This window comes from Chitinophaga silvisoli, from assembly GCF_003412465.1.
GTDB lineage: Bacteria > Bacteroidota > Bacteroidia > Chitinophagales > Chitinophagaceae > Chitinophaga > Chitinophaga silvisoli.
The window spans coordinates 1,399,939-1,424,773 of sequence record NZ_QTJV01000001.1; the positions used below are offsets into that span (position 1 = coordinate 1,399,939).

22 protein-coding genes are annotated in these 24,835 nt (G+C 44.7%); 11 read left to right on the forward strand and 11 right to left on the reverse strand.

What is annotated here, in order from left to right; translation table 11 throughout:
* Positions 1 to 4: 4 nt before the first annotated feature.
* The 8 genes from DXN04_RS05660 (at position 5) to DXN04_RS05695 (ending at position 7,475) form a co-directional block, all read left to right on the forward strand.
* Positions 5 to 964 (forward strand): nitrous oxide reductase accessory protein NosL, encoded by a 960-nt coding sequence (locus DXN04_RS05660; RefSeq protein WP_116852305.1) that lies wholly within the window; start codon positions 5 to 7, stop codon positions 962 to 964.
* A complete protein-coding gene (locus tag DXN04_RS05665) occupies positions 943 to 2,163 on the forward strand; it encodes a nitrous oxide reductase family maturation protein NosD (protein ID WP_116852306.1) in 1,221 nt (406 codons plus the stop codon). The genes DXN04_RS05660 and DXN04_RS05665 overlap by 22 nt, the downstream gene beginning before the upstream one ends.
* A complete protein-coding gene (locus DXN04_RS05670; protein WP_116852307.1) occupies positions 2,160 to 2,867 on the forward strand; it encodes an ABC transporter ATP-binding protein in 708 nt (235 codons plus the stop codon). Before DXN04_RS05665 ends, DXN04_RS05670 begins: the two co-directional genes overlap by 4 nt.
* A complete protein-coding gene (locus DXN04_RS05675; protein WP_116852308.1) occupies positions 2,864 to 3,631 on the forward strand; it encodes an ABC transporter permease subunit in 768 nt (255 codons plus the stop codon). The genes DXN04_RS05670 and DXN04_RS05675 overlap by 4 nt, the downstream gene beginning before the upstream one ends.
* A gap of 21 nt (positions 3,632 to 3,652) precedes the next feature.
* A complete protein-coding gene (gene ric / locus DXN04_RS05680; RefSeq protein ID WP_116852309.1) occupies positions 3,653 to 4,348 on the forward strand; it encodes an iron-sulfur cluster repair di-iron protein in 696 nt (231 codons plus the stop codon).
* Between the two features lie 414 nt (positions 4,349 to 4,762).
* Positions 4,763 to 5,185, forward strand: coding sequence for a hypothetical protein (locus DXN04_RS05685; protein WP_116852310.1), 423 nt, complete (start codon positions 4,763 to 4,765; stop codon positions 5,183 to 5,185).
* A 33-nt stretch (positions 5,186 to 5,218) separates the two neighbouring features.
* On the forward strand, positions 5,219 to 6,748 hold the full coding sequence (locus tag DXN04_RS05690) for a hypothetical protein (RefSeq protein WP_116852311.1): 1,530 nt from the start codon (positions 5,219 to 5,221) through the stop codon (positions 6,746 to 6,748).
* A 157-nt stretch (positions 6,749 to 6,905) separates the two neighbouring features.
* On the forward strand, positions 6,906 to 7,475 hold the full coding sequence (locus tag DXN04_RS05695; protein ID WP_116852312.1) for a hypothetical protein: 570 nt from the start codon (positions 6,906 to 6,908) through the stop codon (positions 7,473 to 7,475).
* A gap of 84 nt (positions 7,476 to 7,559) precedes the next feature.
* Here the strand turns inward: DXN04_RS05695 and DXN04_RS05700 are convergent, their stop codons facing one another.
* The 7 genes from DXN04_RS05700 to DXN04_RS05730 form a co-directional block, all read right to left on the reverse strand.
* A complete protein-coding gene (locus tag DXN04_RS05700) occupies positions 7,560 to 7,886 on the reverse strand; it encodes a gamma-glutamylcyclotransferase family protein (protein ID WP_116852313.1) in 327 nt (108 codons plus the stop codon).
* Between the two features lie 30 nt (positions 7,887 to 7,916).
* Positions 7,917 to 8,654 (reverse strand): lysophospholipid acyltransferase family protein, encoded by a 738-nt coding sequence (locus DXN04_RS05705; protein ID WP_116852314.1) that lies wholly within the window; start codon positions 8,652 to 8,654, stop codon positions 7,917 to 7,919.
* Positions 8,655 to 9,123: 469 nt separating this feature from the next.
* Positions 9,124 to 9,663, reverse strand: a complete 540-nt coding sequence (locus DXN04_RS05710; protein WP_116852315.1) for a prolyl-tRNA synthetase associated domain-containing protein — start codon at positions 9,661 to 9,663, stop codon at positions 9,124 to 9,126.
* A 3-nt stretch (positions 9,664 to 9,666) separates the two neighbouring features.
* Positions 9,667 to 10,533: an EamA family transporter gene (locus DXN04_RS05715; protein WP_116852316.1), complete on the reverse strand. Its 867-nt coding sequence runs from the start codon at positions 10,531 to 10,533 to the stop codon at positions 9,667 to 9,669.
* A 214-nt stretch (positions 10,534 to 10,747) separates the two neighbouring features.
* Complete coding sequence (locus DXN04_RS05720; RefSeq protein WP_116852317.1) at positions 10,748 to 11,332, reverse strand: hypothetical protein; 585 nt, start codon at positions 11,330 to 11,332, stop codon at positions 10,748 to 10,750.
* 280 nt (positions 11,333 to 11,612) lie between these two features.
* Positions 11,613 to 12,290, reverse strand: a complete 678-nt coding sequence (locus tag DXN04_RS05725) for an anaerobic ribonucleoside-triphosphate reductase activating protein (protein WP_199414987.1) — start codon at positions 12,288 to 12,290, stop codon at positions 11,613 to 11,615.
* Entirely contained in the window at positions 12,283 to 14,475 is a 2,193-nt protein-coding gene (locus DXN04_RS05730) for a ribonucleoside triphosphate reductase (RefSeq protein WP_116852318.1), read from the reverse strand. The genes DXN04_RS05725 and DXN04_RS05730 overlap by 8 nt, the downstream gene beginning before the upstream one ends.
* A gap of 306 nt (positions 14,476 to 14,781) precedes the next feature.
* Here DXN04_RS05730 and DXN04_RS05735 point away from each other — a divergent pair, with 306 nt between their 5' ends.
* Positions 14,782 to 16,077 (forward strand): hypothetical protein, encoded by a 1,296-nt coding sequence (locus DXN04_RS05735; protein ID WP_116852319.1) that lies wholly within the window; start codon positions 14,782 to 14,784, stop codon positions 16,075 to 16,077.
* Between the two features lie 49 nt (positions 16,078 to 16,126).
* Here DXN04_RS05735 and DXN04_RS05740 read toward each other — a convergent pair whose 3' ends face one another.
* The 3 genes from DXN04_RS05740 to DXN04_RS05750 form a co-directional block, all read right to left on the reverse strand.
* Positions 16,127 to 19,306 carry a reprolysin-like metallopeptidase gene (locus tag DXN04_RS05740; protein WP_116852320.1) on the reverse strand — a complete coding sequence of 1,060 codons (3,180 nt, stop codon included), beginning with the start codon at positions 19,304 to 19,306 and terminating at the stop codon, positions 16,127 to 16,129.
* 143 nt (positions 19,307 to 19,449) lie between these two features.
* Complete coding sequence (locus tag DXN04_RS05745) at positions 19,450 to 19,674, reverse strand: VF530 family protein (protein ID WP_116852321.1); 225 nt, start codon at positions 19,672 to 19,674, stop codon at positions 19,450 to 19,452.
* 92 nt (positions 19,675 to 19,766) lie between these two features.
* A complete protein-coding gene (locus DXN04_RS05750) occupies positions 19,767 to 19,997 on the reverse strand; it encodes a DUF3072 domain-containing protein (RefSeq protein ID WP_116852322.1) in 231 nt (76 codons plus the stop codon).
* Positions 19,998 to 20,090: 93 nt separating this feature from the next.
* Between DXN04_RS05750 and DXN04_RS05755 the strand changes: the two genes are divergently transcribed.
* Both DXN04_RS05755 and DXN04_RS05760 read left to right on the forward strand, forming a co-directional pair.
* Positions 20,091 to 21,869: an ABC transporter ATP-binding protein gene (locus DXN04_RS05755; RefSeq protein WP_116852323.1), complete on the forward strand. Its 1,779-nt coding sequence runs from the start codon at positions 20,091 to 20,093 to the stop codon at positions 21,867 to 21,869.
* 7 nt (positions 21,870 to 21,876) lie between these two features.
* The gene (locus tag DXN04_RS05760) at positions 21,877 to 22,662 is read left to right on the forward strand and encodes a hypothetical protein (RefSeq protein WP_116852324.1); all 786 of its coding nucleotides are present in this window, start codon (positions 21,877 to 21,879) and stop codon (positions 22,660 to 22,662) included.
* A 122-nt stretch (positions 22,663 to 22,784) separates the two neighbouring features.
* On the opposite strand, the gene DXN04_RS05765 is transcribed toward DXN04_RS05760, so the two are convergent.
* Positions 22,785 to 24,803: a CehA/McbA family metallohydrolase domain-containing protein gene (locus tag DXN04_RS05765; RefSeq protein WP_116852325.1), complete on the reverse strand. Its 2,019-nt coding sequence runs from the start codon at positions 24,801 to 24,803 to the stop codon at positions 22,785 to 22,787.
* Between the last annotated feature and the right edge of the window lie 32 nt (positions 24,804 to 24,835).

Genomic DNA, 24,835 nt, shown 5'->3' on the forward strand with positions numbered 1-24,835 from the left:
CATAATGCAAAGAAAATTGTCAACCCGCTTTCGGGCAGTCATTTTCATGCTTTCATTGGCGATGGTGGCAGTGCTCTATTTTCCTATCTGGAAAATAGAGCTGGCCGCCCCCCAATACCCTGAAGGGCTTACATTGAAAATTGCTGCTAATGGATTACGTGGGGATGTGGATATCGTGAATGGACTAAACCATTATATAGGTATGCAAACATTGCATACGGAAGATTTTTTAGAGTTTAAGATTTTACCTTTTATCATCGGCGGATTGGCAGTGCTGGGATTTGTAGTAGGTGCGATGAATAACAGGAAGCTGTATTATGCCTGGGTAGCCCTGTTCCTGCTGGTAGCCGTTGTTGCTATGGTGGATTTCTACAGGTGGGAATATAACTACGGGCACCACCTGAATCCTGAAGCACCCATCAGGGTACCAGGGATGGCATATCAGCCGCCTTTGCTGGGGTACAAACAGCTGTTGAATTTCGGGGCATATTCTATCCCTGATGTAGGTGGATGGATTTTTATTGGTGTAGGAGCAGCGCTCGTGTTACTGTCATTTAAGTTTAAAAAAGGCTTCTTTGTGATCGGTGGCTTAATGCTGGGCTTACAAAGTTGCAGTACAGGACCAGCACCTATCAGGTACGGACAGGATGCCTGTGACTTCTGTAAAATGGGTTTTTCAGATAAGAGATTTGGTGCGGAGATCGTAACTAAGAAGGGGAAGGTATTTAAGTATGATGATGTGCATTGTTTGCTGGCAGCGTTGAAAGCCGGCGGACAAGAGATCGGCGGCATCTACCTGTTAGACTTTGCAGATGGTCAGTGGATCAAAGCGGAAGATAGCAGGCTATTGCACAGTACTGCATTCCATTCTCCTATGGGTAGTGACATTGCTGCTTTTGCAGACAGTGTGCATTTGAAAGCATTTAACGGAGAATCACTCACATGGAAAGAGCTATATCGATAATATTATTGTGGCTGCTGCCCTTGCATGCATGGGCCAGGGTATGGACTGTCAAAGCCTCGGTGAAGACCACTTTGCAGCAGGCAGCAACAGGAGATACTGTAATAGTACCTGCCGGGGTATATTATGAAAAAGGCCTTGTTATTGACAAAGCCGTATACCTGAAAGGCGTTGGCAAACCAGTACTGGATGGCGAAAGTAAGTATGAAGTGGTATTGATCCTGGCCAGCCATGTTACACTCGAAGGTTTTGTAATCAGGCATTCAGGATTTTCTGACTGGAAAGACCTGGCAGGGATTAAGCTGGGAAATGTGCGGCATGTGACCATCAAAAACAATATTCTTGAAGAAACCTTTTTTGGCATCTATTGCCAGCAATCAGACAGTTGTGTGATCGCAGGCAATATATTGAGATCTAACGCAAGTCAGCGGGTACAATCTGGCAATGGAATTCACTGCTGGCATTGCGATAATATGCAGCTGACAGGAAATACAGTGACGCAGCACCGGGACGGAATCTATTTTGAGTTTGTAACGAATTCACTGATCAAAGGGAATCGCAGTTTTAGAAATGTACGCTATGGCTTGCACTTTATGTTTTCGCACAATGATCACTATGAAGACAACATCTTTGAACATAATGAAGCAGGTGTATCAGTAATGTTTTCACATGGTGTGGATATGAAACGGAACAGGTTTGCTGGCAATCAGGGTGGTGGTGCCTATGGTATTTTGCTGAAGGAGATTACAGATAGCAGGATGGAACAGAGCCACTTTGAAGACAATACTGTGGGGATCTATATGGAAGGCACCACAAGGGTACAGGTGACGGCAAATGTGTTTAAAACAAATGGTTGGGCGATGAAGGTTCAGGCCAGCTGCTCTGAGAACAGGATCACGCACAACAATTTCTTTGGCAACACCTTTGACGTAGCCACCAATGGCTCACTGGTACTCAACAATTTTGATAACAACTACTGGGATAAATACGAAGGCTATGACCTGAACAGGGATGGGAAGGGAGATGTGCCTTATCACCCGGTCAGCTTGTATGCAATGGTCGCAGATAAGAACCCCGCTGTAATGATGTTGTATCACAGCTTCATGGTGAGTCTGCTGGACCGGACGGAAAAAGTAATGCCGGGTATCACCCCTGTGAACCTGGTGGATCGTGCACCTTTCATGAAACCCCTTGCACTATGATTCGTTTTACAAATATCTATAAGCGATTTGGCCGGCTGCAGGCCCTGGACAATATCAACCTCTCATTTCCGGCAAGCAAAAGCGTGGCTTTGATAGGACCTAACGGGAGTGGAAAGACCACCCTGATCAAGAGCCTGCTGGGAATGGTAGTACCCGATAAAGGAGATATTACTTTCAAAGACAGCTCTATTTTAGGTAGCTGTGACTATCGGGCGAATATCGGTTATATGCCACAGATCAGTAGCTATCCTGAGAATATGACCATCTCCCAGGTGATGGAAATGATGAAGGATATCAGGCAGTATAATAAGCTGGATGAAGACCTGGTAAAGGCATTTAAACTGCCACAGTTAGCCGGCAAACCAATGCGGACATTATCCGGTGGTACAAGGCAGAAGGTCAGTGCATGCCTGGCATTTTTATTCAATCCTGAAGTGCTGGTGCTGGATGAACCCACTGCCGGACTGGACCCGGTAGCATCAGGCATCTTGCAGGACAAGATCCTGCAGGAAACAAAGAATGGAAAGCTGGTGCTGATTACATCCCACATCCTGTCAGAACTGGATGACCTGGTCGATGAAGTAGCCTACCTGCAGGATGGCAAAGTACAGTTTCATAAACAGGTGGCAGCGTTGCAGGCAGAAACAGGAGAGCAAAAGTTAGTACGCGCAATGGCTCGTGTCATGGAAAACGGAGGACTATGAAAAAGATTATTAAATACGTAGTGCTGGATATATTACGCAACCGGATTTTGGTGAGTTATACTGTATTGTTGCTGGTCGTGTCAATGTTGTTACTGTGCCTGACAGATAATGGAACAAAAGCTTTACTGAGTTTATTGAATATCGTGCTGATTGTATTGCCGCTGGTAAGTATTATTTTTTCTACGATCTATTATTACAATGCATCTGCATTTATAGAATTGCTGGTATGTCAGCCATTACGGAGAACGAAGATCCTGCTGAGTGTATATGTCGGGCTGGCCTTGTCATTGCTGATCGCGTTCTGTGTTGGCGTAGGCGTACCCCTGTTGATTTTCGACGGGAGTATAACGGCGGTATTATTGATCGTAGTGGGGATGGCATTGACAGTGATCTTCTCAGCACTGGCCATATTAGGCTCCGTGATCATGAGAGATAAGGCAAGAGGGATCGGCGTAGCAATACTCTCCTGGTTTTATTTTTCTCTTTTATATGATGGCCTGGTATTGTTCCTCTTGTTCCAGTTCAGTGATTATCCGCTGGAGAAACCTGCAGTGGTGATGGGGGCTTTGAACCCGATCGATTTAGGAAGAATCATAGTGTTATTAAGATTGGATAGTGCTGCGATGATGGGGTATACAGGCGCGGTGTTTGCCTCATTCTTTGGTAGCGTGGGTGGTATGCTCACGGCATTTGTTCTCTTGTTAATATGGATGGGGTGGCCCTTATGCTGGGCGCTGCGGCGATTTAATAGAAAAGACTTGTAATCAAATTTAAAACATTTCAACATGGTAAGAAATAATGTAATCACAGTCGGTGAAATGGCTGGAAAGGACTATCGCATGGCCGATGTGTTCAGGGGTTTTGGTATAGATTTTTGTTGTGGTGGCGGTCAGACGATTGCGCAGGCGGCAGCGCAGGGTGGTATTACTGAAGAAGTATTGTGGAAGGCATTGGAGACTGCCGAATCAAAAGATAAGCAGGCAGGCAATGATCTGAGTGTACTCTCACCCGCATTGCTGGTAGAACATATCCTGGGTACACACCATAAATATGTAAAAGAAGCATTGCCTGTGATCTGGCAGTTTGGCCAAAAGGTAGCAGAACACCATGGTGATACCCACCCTGAACTGATAGACCTGAGAGAAGCCATCCTGCGCGAGGCGGAAGACCTGCTGGATCACCTGGAAAAAGAAGAGCAGATCCTGTTCCCTGCTATCAAACAACTGGCTGCAGGTGAAAAAGGATTGCCCTACATCAGGGGTACTGTAGAAGTGATGATGAAAGAACACAGTTCATCAGGCGAATCGCTGGAAGAGTGGCGCAGACTGACAAATAATTACCAGGTGCCGGAGGGTGCCTGTAATTCATATAGATTCTTATATGAAAAATTGCAGGAGTTCGATACAGACTTAAGACAACATATTCATTTGGAGAACAACATCTTATTCCCTAAGGCATTGGCTATGGCACAGGAAGCTTAAAATGAGTGATTGTTAATTGTTAAAGAGGCTTATGAGTAAGCGGGAGTTGTCGTGCTCCCGCTTTTTATATTTAACTAAAATAATAAACCCCGGATCGTAAGCCCGGGGTTTGTTATTTTAATATTTTAGTAGCACAGTATGGAGCGTGTCAGGCACATCCTGGTGATATTCTATATATTGATAAGAATGCAGCAATCCTGATCCATCCAGCGTATGAACATTCATAAACGGTTGATTCAGGTAAGAATTATTAGCTCTTTTTTACAACTGAATATAAAGAGGGCTAAGCACAGGGACAGGAAGATAGGTTTCATTGTGTCTGGGTTTAATTGGGTTTTAAAACGGGATGAAGATATGTATTAAAAATCATATTTGATATGAAGTGTTTTTTTTATTGTTTGTTTATTTACTGGTATGCAGATATATGGGCAGTCCCTAACTATTATCGGGAAAGATACCAGTGAGATCTATGAATATGTACGGGTGCTGGCAGAAAAAACAAAGATGGTACTGTTGGATCCTGCCCGGAGGCCGCTGTCTGAAGGATTTGTGCTGATCAACCCCGGAGAGGATACGAGTCGGCTCTTTTATGACCATTTGAAGGTGAATATGCAGGAGCAGAAGGGGAAAATTACACAGGTCTGTTTTGAGGGGCGGGATTTAATGGCGGCAGGGGTGTTTTGTAAGGTATATTGCCCGGAGTGGAAGCCGGTTATCAATGGGAATGTAAATAAGAAAATAGTGCTGGGCAATGAATTGATATGGCTTAAAGGTCATTCTTTCCCACATTTTGAGCTTTGGGTAAGTGCAAAAGATGAAATAGAAACTCAGCGCTAATTGCATATTTTTGCAGGATAATTTATCCCTACCATGAAGTATATAATACTTTTAAGTTTATCAGCATTGTTCGTGCCTATAGCCCGGGCACAAAAGATTACAGTGAATGAATCAGAGGCGGACAGCAAGATAGATGTTCACCGTTCCTTCCCCGCAGGTCAGGGAAAAATGTTAGACCTGCAGTATGACGATGGCAGGCGCGACAAAAGCACTACCATCACCCTCTATAATGAGCATCTGAAGCAAGGGTATTCAAAACAATTAACAGCCCTGGATGGAAAATCCTTCGAAGAAGGCATCAGCGTTGGTAACAAGGTATTCCTGCTATATTCAGCTGACAAACACAAAGACGGTACTTTTTATGAGTTAAATCCGGAAGACGGTAGCCTGAATGCCACCGGTGCCAGCATTGAGCTGAAAGGAGCGTCCCTGAAATATACAGGCACTTCGCCGGATAGCTCTCATTTCTACCTGTTGCTGAGGAGTTATTCCCAAAGCCGCCCTTATTCTTATACAGGTGTGGTGATAGACAGGCAGATGAAGGTAGTAACGAAGGTAATGGTAACGGAGCCCGAAGGCAAGCGTATTGAAGACAGGCAATTTGCACTGTCCAATGAAGGCCTGTTGAACCTCATTACTGCAAAATCCGTAAAGAGTGGGAGAGATGAAGACTATAACCCATTGGAATACACGGTTACACAGGTTGATCCCAAAGGGCATAGTAAAGCAGTCGTGATGGGAGCTTTGCCAGCCGGATTGCAAACCCTTAGCTCCTGCAAAGCTGTCGGCAATAATGTACAATTTATGGGACTGGGTAGTCCGGGAAAAGAGAAATATTATGCTTCCCTGGTTACCGGCACATTTGATCTGGCAAGTGGTAAAGCCGAAAAAGTAAAACAAACTCCGCTGCCGGAAGAGTACCTGAGAAACCAGTCTGAACCCATTGCGGAGTTTTCTACAAAAGATGGCGGTCAGATCATCGTGCTGGAAAGAAAATTGTTTATTCCTCAGGCACGTTATTTTGAGTCCAAAGAAGTAGCTGTGCCGATAGGAAATCCAAATATCTCTTATGCAGGTAATACAACCATGATAAAAAGGGAATATGGGCCTACCGGTTCCGTGCATTATGAATTCGGCGATCTTTACGTATTCAAATTCAACCAGCAACAGGAACTGGAATGGAAACAAAAGATCACCAAACACCAGATTGCAACTGGCTTTGAACAATATGGAGGCACCATCGTCCTGAAGACAGCCGACGATGGCCTGCGCTTCTTGTTCATGGACAGCCGTAAAAATACCGAAGTAGATCCTGCTAAGTCAAAAGTAGCCTACTTACCTAAAAAGAAGCAAAAAAATATACTGGCCATCGCCTGTGTAAGCGCCACTAAAGATGGGAAATTTAGTAAGGTCTTTATTGACAAAAAACCATCCCTTTCATCCGGTTACGCTATGGAATTCGATGGTATAACGCAGGATGGAGGAAACCAGGTAATGGTCATCACCTCCAAACGAAAAAGTGAAAACCTGAAATATCACATGGCAAGTATTACAGTTGAATAATCTGGAAGAGGTTGTATCAAAGAGTAAAATTCCCGGCATCTGGTTCGGGTACCTGATGGAGAGAATTTTCTTTTATGTAATTCTCAATACCTTCAGATTACTTTTGATTCAACCTCTTCTTTTTTCACTATCTTGGAACAACTAATAGCCCCTGTACATGACCCGCATTCACAAAGCCCTGATCATCTTCCTCATACTATTTAGCATTCTTATAATTATTTTCAGTACGGTACAACTAAGTGCCAACTTATACCAAAGCCATCTTGAAACCCAAAGAGAAGATGATTGGGAAAGCGAAGTGATTCAGCTTACATATTTAAAAGGTCATACCGTAGGTACCAATAGCTGCGTTGGAGCCAGCACTTTAAAAGATGTGCCATTAAGCGTTCATTACCTGGAAGATTCAAGCGGTGTAAGGGCAAAGGATGCCTGCTCCGGTGTAAGCATATCCATAAACAATATTAAACATGGTATCATGTGGGTTCCTATATTCAAGTATTTTAAATTCGAAACCATTGTCCCTGTAAAATTTGAGGAATTTTTATACAGACCCAAAGGAGACAGTATCCTGGTCATGTGGTACCGCATCCACGGCAGGATCAAAGTAACTGGCAAAATATCTATATATGGTTTTTGTTCCTATAAAGAGGCCCGCCACCTGATGGTCAGGTCAGTATTAGATCATGTCTATACTTCCGTACGTAGGGAAATGGATGGCATAAAATAAACCTGCTATGACACCTAAAGAAGCAATCATCTGCACCCTGCTGATTTTTGTATTGTCATCACCTTCAGCCCCTAATTACCCATCTCATGGTGCGTCGGTCGTATAAATATATGCAGTGGTCGTTGTGCCGTCTTCCAGCTGCACCTCTACACTTACCCGGTAATATCCTTCACCTTCAAATTCATCCAGCGCAGTCCAGGAATTGGCCAGCTGATCGGAGTAGAAGATATAGCCGGGAATTTTGCCTGTACCGCTAAGCACTACACCAGGATATTCCTTACCCGGGCCGAAACCGGATGTGTAGTGAGTACCATAAATGAACCCTTTCTTAAATGTACCACCAATAGCCTCAAGAATGTGCGCATTTTCTTCATTCGGGCGCAAAGTGCCGTATACAAACAAACGATTCATGATACAAAAGTAGGCGAATGGTAGAATTTACTATTGATTTTCAATACTTTTCCTGACAGCATTCTCTGCTTCCAGCAAAACTTCCTCTGCGGATCGGCCGGCAGTTTCAATAGGAGCAAGGATAGTCCAGCTCATTTTTTCAAAAGTGCTGAGTGGGAATTTTCCGTACCTGAAAAACTTCCAGCTGCCATTAATGGCGACAGGAACTATGAGAGCATTGGGCACTTTTTTGAGAAGAATGCTCACCCCGCCGGTCATGAAAGGCTTCATTTCGCCATTCCGGCTACGGGTACCTTCAGGGAAGATGACGGCAGACCAGTTCTTTTCCTGCATACGGGCACCCAGTTTGAGCAGCTCACCCATAGACTGCTTTTTATCTTTACGGTCAATGTTCGCGGCACCTCCATACTTCAGGTTAAAGCTAATGCTGGGAATACCACTGGCCAGTTCTATTTTGGAAACAAATTTAGCATGGTGTTTCCTCAAGCCCCAGATCAGGGGTGGAATGTCGTACATGCTCTGGTGGTTAGCCACGAAGATAATCGGACGGTCAGTAGGCAATGCCTGCTGGTTCACAAAGCGGGCCCGGCTGCCGAGCAGGAGATAGGTACAGGATAACAGGCCGTTCAGTATATCAACGGAGGTTTTATGGGCTTTATAGCCTCCTGTTTTAAGACAGAGCCACTGGATAGGGTGGAAAATCAATAAGAGACCACCAAAGAATATATAATGGATGGGGGATAGAAAGTATCCAATCAGTTTCTTCATTGTATCGATGCTTTTTTCTATAAACCGGCTGCAAGATAGCGCTGTTTAGGCTAATAACGCATGATGATAATCATTGGAGCATATTGAAATTTTTATATATTTATATTTTTAATAACCCTAACCTATACTCACTTATGCTTACACCGCAGGAATTGGAGGACAATGTACAATATGTGCTGGAATGACAGAGCACTATAAAGATGATAATGAAATCCACCAGATGCTTCGTATGAAAGGACTGGAAGAAGACTTATCAATATTTTAAGTATAAGAAGCGAATGAAGCAGGAGGAGAATATTGGCGCTATTGGCGTAATATAAACAGGAAGAGCCTGTATCAAAAGTGATTTGAAGTTATTGAGCATTCCATATCTTCAAATTCTTAACATTTTACTTTTGCTACAGGCTCTTTAATTTAAAAAAACGGGCTTTCTTTCCTCCCTGGGTGAATTCCCGCTTTCATACATATGCTATACCTGGATAAATGTAGGCGTATGTTGTGTATGCCGGAGAAAATCATTGAGTATCCAGTCCCGGCTTATTTTCATATAGCCCCTGGGCGTACCGTCACTGCAGCCATACCATTCTTCATTAAGTACATCTTTGTCAATCATCACCTGAACTTTGTTTTCCTTGTCCAGCAGGGTCCCAAAGATGGTGGCACCGCCTACCGGGGTCCCCAACAGCTTGTTTAATAACTCCACAGAGGCAAATGATACCCTCGGAATTCCTACCGCACTGCTGAAATCTTTGGTAACGAAAGGCTTATCGGCAGTCGTCACAAAGAGGTAGAAATTAGTCTGCTGCCGGTTGCAAAGAAAGAGGGTCTTCACGATCTGTACGTTCAGCTTTTCATTGATCAGGATACAATCTTCCATGGTAATGGCTTCGTCCGTATCCACCCTTTCGAAAGGTACCTGCATGCGTTGCAGGGTGGTATACACGAGCTCCTGCAGCGGTGTCCTAAATTCGGCTGGTGGTGTCTTTTGAATGTCGCTGATATAGAACATTGATTACCTTTTTAATGATTTGAAATAATTCATAACTGAAATGGCCGCCAGCATGATGACGATACCTGTCACCTGTACCAATGTAATTCTTTCATGAAGAATAAAATGTGCGCATAACACGGCTACAGGAAATTCGATCGTCATCAGTATGGCACTGGTCCCTGCCCCTATTTTCGGAATACCCACGGCAAAGAGGGCTGTAGGTATCGTAGTGCCAACGATTGAAAAGAACAAAGCCCATAGCAGGAAACCCGCACCAAAGTGATTATGTGCGCTAATAGTACCTGCATTGATCACAAAAATAGTCAGAGCGGAGCCTGCCATAATGAGGGCACTTTTCGTTTGCCAGTTCCCCCCTTTACCTACCCGGCTGTTAGCCACAATATAGAGGGCATAAGCGAGAGAGGCAGATAAGGAAAAGGCGATACCCTGCCAGGAAATGGCGAGTGCTCCTTCCCGCAGCAGATCACCGGCCATGATAGTGCCGGTTAAAATAAAGAACACTGTGATGAGTTCCGGCCTGCCGGGCCGCTGGTGGAAGATGATCCATTCCAGCAGGAGACTAAACCAGGTGAACTGCATCAGGATGACAATGGCCAAAGATGCAGAAATATAGCTTACAGACTGGTAATATAGAAAATTTGCAAGACCTATCGCACTACCGGTGAGCAACAGGGAAATCCATGACTTGCCCCTAAGCGCTGTTTTCCCGGGAATGCATCCCAGGAACAGGGCGGACAGCAAGGCTTGTGCAAAGGATATTTCGGCCGCATAATAGCCCCAGGTATATGACATTTTAACGAATGACGACATCGTTCCATACATAGCGCCTCCCAGCAATACCATGAATGGGTATTTGAAATTTTTCAAAATAAAAGATTTGTGTGCACGGACGGTGCACAGGTTGTAAGAAAGAGAACCGGTTGATTAGCTTATTGTGCTACCGGGGGAGGCGTATTGGAAACAAAGAGATGTTGCATGACCTAAAGATAAGAACTTTTTAACAGCACGGAATAGGCACCTATGCCTGACGAACCATAGGTGCATCCATAAAAAAAGCCGGAATCTTTCCGGCCTTTAAAAATTATTCTGCAACCTGCTGCACCCGATCCATCTTCACAATATCCTCCGCCAGCTGAAACATCACTTTACAACTCTCATAGTTAAAAGGATGCACACCATAAATCAGGCATTTACGCTCTTTTACCTCCACATTCAGGTCCTGCACCGTCATAATCTTATTAAAAAACTCAATACCAATCACCTGCTCAATCGTACCCGGATCAGTAGATTCCAGGATGTATTTATGATTGAAAGCCGGCACCGTCTTTACCTTCACCGAATTAGGCAAATATAAATTGAGGAATTTATCATTCTCAGTATTAGCTGTAATCTTAAATTCTGGCAATGGATGCGCCAGGTTGATACAGACACCCGCATATCTGGAATTATCCGCCGCGTTAGATTTGGCTGCATTCCTGTACTTGACAAAAATTACTTGTTGTAAACTATTGGCAAGTCTCCAGGCATAAGTAATTTTAAAATTACCACCCTGGCGAAAAGAAGAAAATTGGCCCAAATTGATTTCTTTGATCGACTCTTTCGTCAGTGGGAAATCCTTTTTTAATTCAGCGAGTATTTCTTTTTCCTGCTTTGCGTCTTCAGCCATGTTGAGTTTTTAGTTGTTTAACCAGGTCAAATGCATAGGTAACTGGAACATTCTAATCTTTCGATCTACATAGATGCTGAAGAATTGAAATATGGTTTCCATTTGATGTTGTGGTCTGCACCTGCATTTTCATAGTATAGTTTCAGTTACAAATATAATAACTCTTACACATTAGTGCAATCAGGTGGATAAATTTATTGATTATCAATAATTTATATCTTCCTGTAGCGGGTTTCACCGGGGCGGGCTGATCACTAACAAACAAAAACCTGGAAAAACTTTAATTCCTTACTATCAATTCAATACAATGATGCTTCACCCTCCCCGGATCAATCCTCTTCCGCGTACCTTCCAGCTTGCCAAGCGTAATTGTATCATTTATAAAATGCTGTATAAACAAGCTCCCTTCAAATCCCCGCAACCCCAGATCATCTACCATTGCCTGCAAATCCTCCTCATGCAGCAAATCTGCATGCACAGTCGTCCTGATTTCAAATTTTACATCCCCTCTCATCAATAGCTCCAGCGTTTCTTCAAATTTTGTATACAATGAAGACTGCGTAACAGCAAAATATTTACCCGCCGGTGCCTTATAATCCAGCGCTACATAATCTATCAAGCCATGCGTAAGGAGGTCCGCCATCATCCCCGGGTTTGACCCGTTCGTATCTACCTTTACCAGCCATCCCTCCGCTTTCAGCTGACGGCAAAAATCAGGCAGCCCCTTATGCAAAGTACACTCACCACCACTCAGGACCACCCCATCCAGCAAGGCCTTCCGCCTGCTTAAAAACGCCAGGGCATCTGCATAACTCTGCGTTCCCTTTCCCAGCACAATTCCCGGGTTATAACAATACACACATCTCATATTACAGCCTGCAAACCAAAGTATGCAGGCTGTCTTATCCGGATAATCCAGTAGGGTAAAAGGTGAAATACTATGAATCGGTTTATTCACTACAACTCTTTTCTGTAAAATGTACCCTTTGCTTATGCTCTCCCTTCTTACCAATATTAAAACTCTCCACAGGCCTGTGATACCCCATTACCCGTGTATACACCAGGCACTTCTGACGCTCATCCTCACACACCGGGCAATATTCATGTTCCCCTGAAAGATACCCATGCTCCGGACAAATACTAAACACAGGAGTTACTGTAATATAAGGCAACCTGAACTGGGATAATACCTTCTTCACCAGGTTACGACACGCCTCGGGGGTACTGATCTTTTCCCTCATATACAAATGCAATACCGTCCCTCCCGTATACTTACACTGCAACTCATCCTGCAATAAAAGCGCCTCAAAAGGATCATCTGTATAATCCACCGGGATCTGTGAACTATTGGTATAATAGATATTATTATCCGTCCCCGCCTGTATTATCTCAGGGAAACGTTTCTTATCCTCCTTCGCAAACCGGTAGGTAGTACCCTCCGCCGGCGTAGCCTCCAGGTTATAGAGATTGCCTGTCTCTGCCTGGTACTGCGTCATCTTGTTGCGAATATGTTCCAGCACCGCAGCCGCCATCTCACGACCTGTTTCGGATATAATATCATCCTGGTCATTCGTAAAATTCCGGATCATCTCATTGATACCATTCACACCAATAGTAGAGAAATGATTCCTGAAATGCGTAAGGTAGCGTTTTGTATAAGGGAACAATCCCCTGTCATACATATCCCGGATAAAGACCCGCTTCTTTTCCAGCGTTGATTTCGCCAGGTCCAGCAAAAGATCAAGACGTTTGTACAATGCATGTGCATCACCTTTATACAGGTAGCCCAGCCGTGCCATGTTAATGGTCACCACCCCAATACTCCCCGTCATTTCTGCACTTCCAAAAAGCCCGTTTCCACGCTTCAGCAATTCACGCAGATCCAGTTGTAATCTGCAACACATGCTCCTCACCGCATTGGGCTTATAAGCATTTGGATTCTCCACACGATTCCCATTGTCATCATAGATGTACTGACTGCCAATAAAATTCTGAAAATAAGAGGAACCTATCCGTGCTGTGTTTGCAAAGAGCAGATCTGTATTCTCCCCATACCAGTCAAAATCCTCCGTGATATTCACCGTAGGAATTGGAAATGTAAAAGGCTGACCGTTCGCATCGCCCTCCGTCATCACTGTATAATACGCCTTATTGATCATATTCATCTCCTGCTGAAAATGAATATAGGTCAGCTCTGATAATCGCTCAACACCCCTGTCTTTTGCTTTTTGAATGATGACAGGATCTGTAATACCCTCAAAGAGATGAAGATCTTTCTTAGTCGGGAATTGTAATTTTAAATCCTCCGGCACCGTCCAGTCAATCGTAATATTCGTAAAGGGAGATTGTCCCCAGCGGGCCGGCACATTCAGGTTATACACAAAACTCCTCACCGCTTTCAGGACCTCTTCATAAGCTAAATGATCCTTAAAAACATAAGGTGCCAGGTAAGTATCAAAAGAGCTGAAAGCCTGTGCACCAGCCCATTCGCTTTGCAGGATGCCCAGGAAGTTCGCCATCTGCCCGAGTGCTTCCCGGAAGTGATTGGGCGGCCTGCTTTCCACACGTCCTCTTACACCATTGAAACCTTCATTCAGCAATGCACGTAAACTCCATCCTGCACAATACCCCGTCAGACAATCAATATCATGAATGTGAAGATCCCCGTTCCGGTGCGCATATCCCTCTTCCTGTGAATACACTTTATCCAGCCAGTAATTCGCAATGATCTTTCCTGCTACATTGTTCACCAGGCCAGCATTGGAATAAGATGTATTCGCATTGGCATTGATGCGCCAATCCGTTTGTGAAATGTATTCTTCAATAGTTTGCGTACTATCCACCAGTGTCGTAGCCGGAGTCAGACCATGCACATGCTCCCTTTGTAATTTGCGGGTATGCCTGTACAACATAAATGCCCGCATCACCTCAAAATGACTGTGTGCAAATAATTCCTTCTCAATGATATCCTGGATCTCTTCTACCGACCATACCTCTTTATGTAAAAGTTGTGCATTCACCTGCTGGTATATCGCCTCATCAGGTTTTTTATTCACACTGATGAATCCCTTTTCTATAGCGTCTTTTATCTTAAAGGCTTTAAAGGGCTCGAACTCACCATTTCTTTTGATAACGTAATTCATGGCTTGTAATGGGTTTAAACATTCTTCATGCTTCGGGCTGCAAAATACCGGATCGATAGCTGACACGTTTTAAAACTTGTCAACAGGAAGTGCGTAAAAAAATAATGAAGAATAGCTGGTTTTAGCGCCGGAATTTTAAAAATAAGCGCGGGAAAATTAAGACTGGTAAGACTCATTGATAAAACCATGATGACGGTCAGCGTTTTGTAACCGGTTTAAATTGAGTTATATAAATATAAATATTCATTATGTTGTATTTGGATTTTATTATATTTGTTCCATAGCATTTTGTTAACAACAAGTAATATGGGACTATTAGACATCTTCAAAAAGAAAGAACAGCCACAAGACATTGATTTGTTTACCTTAATGAGCCGATACTATGAACACATTGTCAGGTTTATCATCATGCAGCAACAGGGAAACAATGCCCCCATCTCTGCCTACGAAAGGAACGATGGCTCCGTAGCCGGATTTCTTTTCCTCATTGGGAAAGATAAATCCTACAATTTATCAGCCGATGATGCGGTGAGTAAGATGGAAGAGAGGTTCGAACGGCAGCTTGCAGCAGGTGAAATTAATTCCTATGTCGTTTTATTTCATGCTGATTATGATGAGCAAACCTCCGGCGCAATCGTAGTGCAATATCATTTCAGCACCGGACAAAAAGGTAAGATTGCATGCCCGTATAAAATAGATGGAGAGCAGATTTCTTATCACAATTTTACAGGCTTTAGTACTGAACAAACCAACCTTATTTTCGGTATAGAACTGGCAAAAGAAAAGAATTACTTTGAAGACCTGGAAGAGATTGTCGCACCGTCAACAACCAACCAGGCCGGACTGACGATCGCCAAAGCGAATACCTATGATATGAGCAATACATGGGCCGCTATATTTGGTTTTGAATCTTACAGGCAGCCCGGCGGTAGTAATGCACTGAGAGAATATTTCGTTAAGGGCATCCTTAATGAACCTGTATATGAAAACAATGGATTGAAAGTAAGTGAAGTAGAATTTGATGATGTGAAGTTTAGAGTGCTCATCGAGAATGAAAGGGCCAAAACGATCATTCCTGTGATCAAAACAGATTACTTTATTGATGTAGAGAATAAGTTCATCAGTGAATGGGAGAATGTAGATAACCTGGAAGCAGTGATTACAGGTGCCGGCAAAGATACATTTGGTATTACCTATTTTGCAACCGACTATGCGGAAAACAGGGAGCTTTATTTAAAGCAGAAGAAGCACCTGGTTAAGATCAGTGGTATTGTGTATGTATTGGATATTTATACCAATGACGATGAGGGAGAGCTGAAGTACAGTCCTGAATATACAGCTTACATCCCGAATAAAGACCTTGCACAGTGTGGCTGTTTTGATTTTATCGGGGAGGTGGAGGACCTGAAGGAAACTGTGCTGCTGGAAGATGGCGCTTTAAAAGGGTATATCATGAAAGTACGCCTGGTGACCAATCCGGATGTGAAGGATTTCTTTACCATAGATATGTATGTAGTACCTGAGAATATGCGATTTGAGGGGCTGAGAAAGGGAATGAAGGTAACAGGCATGTTCCAGATGATGGGCGAATTAGTAAAGTAATAAAAAAGTAAGGCCGGAGAAACTGATCTCCGGCCTTACTTTTTTTAAATTATTGTTTAATAATCTTCGTCGTACTCACTTCTTTCGTTCCATTCTTCACTTTGATAATATAAATACCCGGAGATAAGGTTGAAATATCCAGTTGTGCATTCACCGCGTTCACTTCTCTACGCAACACCTGGCGGCCATTCACATCATACACCCCTACCTCTGATTTTCCTTTCACATTGGAAAGATTTACGTTCACCACGTTAGTAGCCGGGTTTGGATAAACCTGTACCTTTTCTGCATCACCGCTGATGGCCTCAGAACGGCTGGCTGTACCCAGTGCCACTCTCAGAGTGTAGCAGGTAGTTGCACTGTTTGCCCCGCTATAACCATATACCTGTGCATAATAAGTACCCGGACTGATCGTACCACTGATGCTTTCGCTGGTAGTACCTCCTGCCTGTGAAATAGCGATTTGCGTACCTGAGCTGTTCAGCAGTTTCAGGTCGTAGTCACCCGGCAGTGTACTCAGTGTAATAGTAATTGTACCACTGGTAGTGATCACAAACTTGTAATTGTCTATATCACCACTTGGACTGATCAGCCCTGTAATATTTGTATTGAATGGAATCGTTGCAGCACCGGAGATCGTACCATTGGTACTTGTATCCTTAGTATTGGAACATCCTGAAGCTGTTAAGGTCGTGAACTGTGCAGCAACATATGAACCGCTGCCACTTGCACAATTGGTCCTTACTCTCCAGTCATACAGGGAGGCAGCAGTTAACCCGCTTAAGGTTACTGAAGTGGAAGTAGTGGCCGTAGCGGCAGTCGTCCAGGTAGACGATGTATTCAGCTTATAAGCTACATCATAACTCAATGCACCACTTGCAGCTGTCCAGCTTACAGTAGCCCCTGTAGAAGTGATAGCAGCACTGGTCAACGCGGTAGGCACATTACAGCTATCTGTAGAGATGGTAGTAAACTGTGCACTGTTATATACGCTGGTATCACTGCTACAGGTAGTTCTTACCCTGAAGTCGTAGGTCGTACCCTGTGTAAGCCCGGTCAATCCTATAGACGTGGCCGTAGTAGCAGTGGCAGCACTGATCCAGGTGCTGGATGAAGCAGCCTTGTAATCCACCTTGTAAGATGCTGCCCCACTTACCGCAGTCCAGCCTATGGTAGCAGCAGTAGTGGTAACACCGGATGAAGTTAAGCCTGTAGGTGCAGAACATCCTGTGCCCGCAGTGATCGTGAAGTTAGTATTAGAGATATCAAAGAAGATATTTCCTACTGCTTCAACTTTTATCCTGGCGGTTGTGGTAGGGGTATTCGGAATTGTTACGACCTGACTACCATCGTTAGGGGTACTGTCTACCAGGGTAGTGAATGTATTACCACCATCAGTAGAGAGGGAAATCTTAACATTAGCAGTACTTACCGGCGATGCGGTGGTACTGGCCACATTCCAGGTGACTGTCTGTGAAGAATTCCCTGCCCATGATACCGCGGTATTAGGTGCAGTCACAGCAAACGGACCTGCTGCATTGCTTACAGTCACCGTTACATCAGCATAGTTGGTCTGACCCACACTAACGGGAGCGGTAGAACTATACGGGGCATTATCTCTTACAGTTAACCTGAAGTGCAGGGTTCTTGCTACTGAGCTCAAAGCTTCGGTATTTGCACCTGCATCTCCACCCGAGAGCGGACCCGATACCAGGTTACCTGCCAGGATTGTAGCCAGCTTAGGAAACAGCCGGGTAGGAGAGGTAGTGGGTGCAAATGAAATCCAGTTAGGACCAGATGCCTTAGTAGCACTGGCTACGCTGCTGGACCCTGTCTGTGAGGTAGATGCATTGTCAATCTGCTCCCAGCAATAAGTAAGCACATTGCTGGCATTGGCATCAGTGGCAGAACCAGTCAGCGCAAAGGGAGTGCTGATAGGAATGGTATAACTACCACCGCCACTCACTACGGGAGTCGCATTGTTAGCCGAGATACTGGTGGTGACAGGACAAGTCTTGCTGGCAAGATTCGTCTGGATCTGGTTGATAGAAACGGCGTGGAAGATATCAATTGAATGGGGGGCCAGGTCATAGCCGGTAATACCGGCATAACCCATAATAGTAATACCAGAACCGGGTTCCACATTCACACCAGTGCCCTCATTGCCATAAGAGAAGGTATGGTTGGCACCCAGCTGGTGCCCTACTTCATGCACCACATAATCGATATCGAAATTATCGCCCTGTGGAATGCCATCAGCAGGAGAGGTAAAACCACTACCTTTTGAACCATCCACACAGATACAACCAATACAACCGGCATTGCCACCACCACCGGAGGCACCAAACAGGTGACCGATATCATAGTTGGCCGCACCGATTACGGAAGTCAGCGTATTTTGTAACTCGCTGTTCCAGGATCCTGAGGCACCTGTGCTGGCATTGGAATAAGGATCGGTAGAAGCGTTGTAATAAAATACGTTGGTAGTCGAAGCTATCAGGTTCAGGTGAATGGCGAGGTCTTTTTCATACACGCCATTACAACGGGTAAGTGTAGCGTTGACAGCTGCTAGCACCAGGGCTACCTGGCTGGAACTTGTAGCTCCAAAATAGTTGGAGTATTCGGCAGTCACAGATTGCGCCAATCGCAGTGTTTTCAGGTCACCGGTAGACCTGGCTGTCACGCTGTTGCTCAGGTCAGTTGCCAGTTTCTGCTCGGGCGTGGAGCATTTCCAGGGCAATGATTTTGCTTGTTTTTTAAATACTGTGTACACCGTGTGGTCAGCAGAAAAAGGCTCAATGAATTCAGTTTCTTTTTCCACGCGGAATACAGTGCTTTGGATACCTTGTGGAGAGATGCTCAGCTTCAAAATTGCGGATTTGTCGGTAACACCTTTTCCTGAAAATGCCCTGATCTCAGGAAATTTCGCTTGCAAGGCAGGCTCAAAATTAGATGCTTCTACAATTTCGAATTGTTCAATCTGTCCGTCTGCATTAGGCAGGGAAATGATGATGCCCTGTGCGGAAGTTTTGCCGACAGCCCTGAATACCTCGGTCTTTAATGGTGATAAATCCAGGTCGAACAATTTGTATTCGGCTGGAAATGCGAGGCGGGATACTGCTTTGTCGGGTGTAATTCTGGCACCGTCGGTGTGGGGTCTCCAGTAGTTTTGTGCAAATGATAGGGTGCTGCATAGTAATGCAGTGACGAAGAGTAAAACTTGTCTCATGCGTAGGGTTTTTAGGTCAATAATTGCTCTACCCATGAATTTAGTTGAACTCGCTGCAGCCCTGAGTACAGTCAGCTTATTTCAGCGGCCCCTTTTTTAAGGTGCCGTTCACGAACTTTTTTGCCTTTCAATGTACTTCTGAATTATTTCAGCTTCCCTTTTTTCAGTGCATCTTTATAGAAATCTTCCACCTTGGTTCTCGCCCAGGGTGTTTTGCGGAGGAATTTAAGACTGGATTGTATAGAAGGATTACTGATAAAACAATTGATCCGGATCTGGTACCCCAGTTCATCCCAGCCAAAGGAATCTACCAGGTGAATGAGTATTTTTTCGAGCGTAAGGCCGTGAAGCGGATCTTTTGATTCCATGTTGAGTGATTTGGAGGGCAAAGATACAAAGAACCTACCTTAAAGAATCCCCGGGCCTTGCCGTGGGCAAAGTCCGGGGATTTGCTTCTCAATTAGTCATTTTGTTGTTTACCTCTACCCGTTTGCTCCTGCAATTCTTCAATCTTTTTAGAAGCTTCCGCCTTGGTCATATCCTCATCAATCTCTTCTTTTGCTTCTCCCGCCAGGGTGTGAAGATAGGAACGTTGCGCGCCAGTCATTGGCTCATCGCCGGTAGTCCACTGATCCGGGTCCTTAATAGTATTGCCCTGATCGCTATGCTGTAAATCATCTTTGTTTGCCATATGCTAATATTTTTAGTAAAACCACAACCAATTTTGTGCCAGGGAAAAATGCTTTTTATATCTTTGCACCTTACCTAAGAAGATTTTTTTGCAATGGCAAACCCATATGTTTCCCTGTTAAGTACAGCCTGGCACTACGCACGGAAAGAAAGAAAAAGATACGTACTGGTCTATGCCATGTTCACCGTTTCCGCCATCATTTACGCCTTATATCCTATGCTGCTCGGGTGGTTTATCAACAAGATCCAGCAGGATACACAACAGGTCTTACATTACGCATTTCTGTACGCCGCCAGCTATTTCGGTCTCAAATTACTGGAGTGGTGTTTCCACGGGCCTGCCCGTGTCATGGAGCGGGAACTGGCCTTCAACCTGAGCCGCAACTTCCTCCATGAACGTTACCACCAGGTGCTGCACCTGCCTGTAAAATGGCACCAGGACCACCACAGTGGCGCTACTATCAACCGCATCCGTAAGGCCTACGAAGCATTAAAGACTTTCTTCGACCATGGCTTTATGTACCTCCGGGCTGTGGGTAAACTGATCTTTTCAGTCATCGCTATCATCTACTTTTCTCCTTTATTCGGTACCATCGGTGTTGTGCTGGGCATCATCACCATATGGGTCATCTTTAAATTCGATAAGCCCTTCATCCGCACCCTGGATGAGGTGAATGAAAAGGAACACGTGGTGTCATCTACACTCTTTGATAGTCTTTCCAATATCATGACCGTCATTACCCTGCGTCTTGAAAAGAGTATGGAAACAGGACTGCTGGGCAAAGTTCATCAGATCCTTCCTCCCTTCAAAAAGAACGTCCGCATCAATGAATGGAAATGGTTTGTAGCCGATATCCTCATTACCATCATTTACTGTGTGGTAGCAGTAGGTTATGTGTTGCAATACTGGGAACCGGGAAAAGTCTTTTATGTGGCCGGACTGGTTACCCTGCTGGGATATGTGAACCAGTTTACCAGCGTATTCTACGATTTTGCCTGGCAGTATACGGACATTACCCAATACAATACTTCTGTACAAACGGCGGCAAACATTGACACCGCTTTCAAACAACACCATCGTCCGGATGCACCTACCGACCTGCCTGATACCTGGCAGTCAATTTCTATCAGGGAACTAAACTTCTCCCACCGGGAACAATACGATGCTGAGCATGGACCACAAAGTCTGCATAGCCTGAACATCACTATTGACCGGGGTAAGCGCATTGCCCTGATAGGGGAGAGTGGCAGCGGTAAAAGTACCCTCTTATCCCTGTTGAGAGGATTGTACGACCCCCGTCCCGGTTTTGAGCTCAGGGTAGATGGCCGCACTTATGACCTCGATACCCTCAATGAAACTGTCACCCTCTTTCCGCAGGAACCGGAGATCTTTGAGAACACCATTGCTTACAATGTCACGCTCGGCTTACCATTCACGGAAGCAGATATTACAGCGGTGTGCGAAAGTGCGCATTTTACAGAAGTAATCAAACAGTTACCTTTAGGTCTTGAATCAGATATTCGTGAAAAAGGCGTGAACCTTTCAGGCGGACAAAAACAAAGACTGGCACTGGCAAGAGGGATCCTTGCCGCCAGGGAGAGTGAAGTAGTCCTGCTGGATGAACCTACCAGCAGTGTAGATCCCAAAACCGAAGCTATGATCTACAACAAATTGTTCGAAGCATTTGCGGACAAGGCGGTAATATCTTCCATCCATCGCCTGCATTTGTTACCACAATTTGATTATGTGTATGTATTACACCAGGGGAGGATCGTAGATGAAGGTACTTTCGAACATCTCCTGCATCATAGCCCGGTGTTCCAGGAATTATGGAAACACCAGAAAGATACGATGGGTAAACATTTTCAATAAACGCTAAATGAAATCCACATTTTCCCTTATTCTGTTGTTAGTAGCCTTTCAACCTGTATTGTATGCACAGCTGTCAGCCGGACCCGAATTTGCCATACCTGTAGGCGATTTCAGGCATAATTCTTACATGCCTTATGGTGGATATAACTATGGTGTGGGTGCTTCGGTAAAATACCTGCACAGGATCAATCGTACCTTTGGAGCATCCCTGCAAACGGGGGCTATCCGGTACCATGGCAGCACTATCAAAGGTTATGATTTCTTTGCGATTCCTGTTAAGTTAGGCGCGAATATCAGGTACCGCTCCTTATTTGCAGAGCCGCAGGTGGGACTTACTTATTTTGCTGATAACAGGACTTATTATGAGAATGGGTCTACTACCTATGGTGTAAATATCGGCACCAGCTTAAGCAGGCACCTGCTGCTATCGGGGAATTATGAGCGTTGGAACAAGGGAGGGTATAAGGCCAGCCATGTAGGCGTGTCCCTGGCTTATGCATTTTCATCTTCGCAGCATAAGTATGATTCCCTTGAAAGAAAAGCCAGGATCAATTATGATAAAAGCAGTGAAAACTGGCAGAAACATAAGACCTTCCAGGCACTGGGCTGGACCTCTTTAGGCATAGGGGTTCCGCTTACACTCATCGGCCTGGTGAGCACAATTGCCAATGCTTATAACAATGAAGATAATTCTGCGGCAGCCAAATGGATGTTAGGATCAGGTGCAGTGCTGACTACTTCAAGTATTCCATTATTTATCTTTTCTCATAAGTATAAGAAGAAGGCGACATGATTAAATACAGGGGGTGTATCAAAAGTAAAATTTCCGGTATTTAATCCGGATCACAGATGGAGAGAATTTCCTTTTATTGAATTCTCAATGCCATCAATTTACTTTTGATACCCCCTGTTCTATTATAACCAGAATGTCTGGCTAAACGCCCCATTAGCAGCAATATCCCAGGCCTCTATCCTTACCCATTTTCTACCTGCCAGCTTGCTTTTAAAATGAAAATTCCTCTCCCCAAATGCCTCCGTATCTTTCAAAGAAACTTTCTCTCTATACACCTGCTTCCCATCTCCCGAAACAATCTCAACAAAATTCATTGGAAACGTCCAAGTCAATTGCAGCTCAATATCAGCCATCCCATTCGCCCCCAATTGCACCTGCCCGCCGGACACCTGCCCATTGATCTTCAACTTCGGCATCAATACCTCTCCCGTACTTACAAAAAACTTCCCATGCTGCATTGCATCCAGTATTGGCTGCCAGCCGTCTTTGTAAGCGGGTAACTGGTCCAGCATCAGGTAATTCACATTCATATGTGCATACATTTCATTCTGCGGCGTAATAGTGAACAGGTCTGCCTCACAGATCACGCTTTTCTTCACCCCCCAGTTATTCATATCATCCATGAGGTCCAGCACTCTTTTCCCCAGCCTGGGCTGTGAAAGGTCTGCCGGCATCGCCTTCCAGGCAGCTCCCATAAAACGGTCAGAGAGGAAGAAAGCTTCCTTATTATAAGCATCAGGTGTATTCACCGATCCCTTCGTTCTTGGATGCGCAGTCCAGGTAAGCCCCTTTTCATCTTTCAGCAATTGCAGCATCTCCGCTTTATCAGCGATATGATATACTTTTCCATACTCCTTGTTATATTCTACATAAGGCTGATCCGCTTTTCTTGACATGACCCAGTAAACCGGTTTAGGAAAGAAACTCAGCCAATGCCCGCCAAAGAATTCATTCGGCTCCTCTCCGGGCAATAAGAGGAAATCCTTGCCGGATTGTTTTTCACAAAGCTCATGCAATGCTTTCAGCTGTGGTAACCGTTTTTCATCCGGCCCCTTTGGATCAGCAGTGTAATGGAATTCGGCCAGGTGCACGATATCTACTCCCATGTGCTTAAACACATCTACAAACTCAGGATGCTCCGAAGTGGCCTTACCGGCCATCACCACCTTCATGATGTATTCGTTGTGGAAATGACTGGACATGGTTTTATATCCTGGTAACTGCACATACTGGTCATTGTGGGTAAAACGCTTCAGGGCCGTAAAATCATTGTCCTTACTGAGCAGGCAAAAGAAATTGAGGCGTTGCTGTGTACCGGGAGGAGCATTGAACCAGGGCACAAAGCGATGATCACCCTGCAAGTCCTGCCGGATCCCGATGCCATACCCATTCACCATTTGCCGGTATTGATTGCCATACCAGGTAAACTGCAAATTGAAAGCCTCATCCAGGGGATAAAAGTACTGATGAGGTGGGGGGAATACCATCACGGAACCTTGTTTTCCATCGGCAGCAATGGCCCGGTACTTCACTGAGAGGTTACGGGCTGTATCACTGCTGGTCACTGTTGCCTGCTGCAGACTATCCCCGGTATTTACCCATGAGATCTTTTGCCAGTCAGGTTGCCGGCTCACTAATCCCGCATCAAATAAAATGGCTTTGGCCTGTTCCTGGGTACTGATCACAGCGGCAATATTGAAGAGCGGACTACCATTGTAAAACGTAAGCTCCAGCACCCCTTTGAAGTTTGCCGCCATAATGGGACCGATGGATACAATCGTACGGCTGCCTTCTTTTTTTACATCAACCGAACTCTTTTTAATGGTGATAGGATAACTCTGATGCGGTTTGTTGGGTACTTTATCAAAAAAGATGTTCCAGCTGTTTTGCGACACCAGGTCTCTCTCACCGATAGTCAGCACAAAAGCAGGATCAATATTTCCGGTGATTTGTTGCGGGCCGAGCGATATGGATTTGAAGAGCGGATGCTTTTCAGCAAGATCGATGACGACCTTAGCATTTTGGGCATTCCCGGCAGGCCAGTTGATGCTGAGCTGTTGTTGCTGACGGGTAACGGTAGGTTGTGCGTAGGAGGGCACGGACATGCATACTGCGAGTACAGATAATAAGTGGAATTTCATGCTCCTAAGATAATAATCTGTTGGAGAATGAA

Bases quoted from the DNA above. Each gene is read 5' to 3' on its own strand.
- DXN04_RS05690 (WP_116852311.1), top strand. From the start codon at position 5,219: ATGAAGTATATAATACTTTTAAGTTTATCAGCATTGTTCGTGCCTATA.
- DXN04_RS05700 (WP_116852313.1), bottom strand. From the start codon at position 7,886: ATGAATCGTTTGTTTGTATACGGCACTTTGCGCCCGAATGAAGAAAAT.
- DXN04_RS05755 (WP_116852323.1), top strand. From the start codon at position 20,091: ATGGCAAACCCATATGTTTCCCTGTTAAGTACAGCCTGGCACTACGCA.
- DXN04_RS05675 (WP_116852308.1), top strand. From the start codon at position 2,864: ATGAAAAAGATTATTAAATACGTAGTGCTGGATATATTACGCAACCGG.
- DXN04_RS05745 (WP_116852321.1), bottom strand. From the start codon at position 19,674: ATGGAATCAAAAGATCCGCTTCACGGCCTTACGCTCGAAAAAATACTC.
- DXN04_RS05660 (WP_116852305.1), top strand. From the start codon at position 5: ATGCAAAGAAAATTGTCAACCCGCTTTCGGGCAGTCATTTTCATGCTT.
- ric (WP_116852309.1), top strand. From the start codon at position 3,653: ATGGTAAGAAATAATGTAATCACAGTCGGTGAAATGGCTGGAAAGGAC.
- DXN04_RS05685 (WP_116852310.1), top strand. From the start codon at position 4,763: ATGCAGATATATGGGCAGTCCCTAACTATTATCGGGAAAGATACCAGT.
- DXN04_RS05665 (WP_116852306.1), top strand. From the start codon at position 943: ATGGAAAGAGCTATATCGATAATATTATTGTGGCTGCTGCCCTTGCAT.
- DXN04_RS05750 (WP_116852322.1), bottom strand. From the start codon at position 19,997: ATGGCAAACAAAGATGATTTACAGCATAGCGATCAGGGCAATACTATT.
- DXN04_RS05730 (WP_116852318.1), bottom strand. From the start codon at position 14,475: ATGAATTACGTTATCAAAAGAAATGGTGAGTTCGAGCCCTTTAAAGCC.
- DXN04_RS05695 (WP_116852312.1), top strand. From the start codon at position 6,906: ATGACCCGCATTCACAAAGCCCTGATCATCTTCCTCATACTATTTAGC.
- DXN04_RS05670 (WP_116852307.1), top strand. From the start codon at position 2,160: ATGATTCGTTTTACAAATATCTATAAGCGATTTGGCCGGCTGCAGGCC.
- DXN04_RS05735 (WP_116852319.1), top strand. From the start codon at position 14,782: ATGGGACTATTAGACATCTTCAAAAAGAAAGAACAGCCACAAGACATT.
- DXN04_RS05705 (WP_116852314.1), bottom strand. From the start codon at position 8,654: ATGAAGAAACTGATTGGATACTTTCTATCCCCCATCCATTATATATTC.
- DXN04_RS05760 (WP_116852324.1), top strand. From the start codon at position 21,877: ATGAAATCCACATTTTCCCTTATTCTGTTGTTAGTAGCCTTTCAACCT.
- DXN04_RS05740 (WP_116852320.1), bottom strand. From the start codon at position 19,306: ATGAGACAAGTTTTACTCTTCGTCACTGCATTACTATGCAGCACCCTA.
- DXN04_RS05710 (WP_116852315.1), bottom strand. From the start codon at position 9,663: ATGTTCTATATCAGCGACATTCAAAAGACACCACCAGCCGAATTTAGG.
- DXN04_RS05720 (WP_116852317.1), bottom strand. From the start codon at position 11,332: ATGGCTGAAGACGCAAAGCAGGAAAAAGAAATACTCGCTGAATTAAAA.
- DXN04_RS05765 (WP_116852325.1), bottom strand. From the start codon at position 24,803: ATGAAATTCCACTTATTATCTGTACTCGCAGTATGCATGTCCGTGCCC.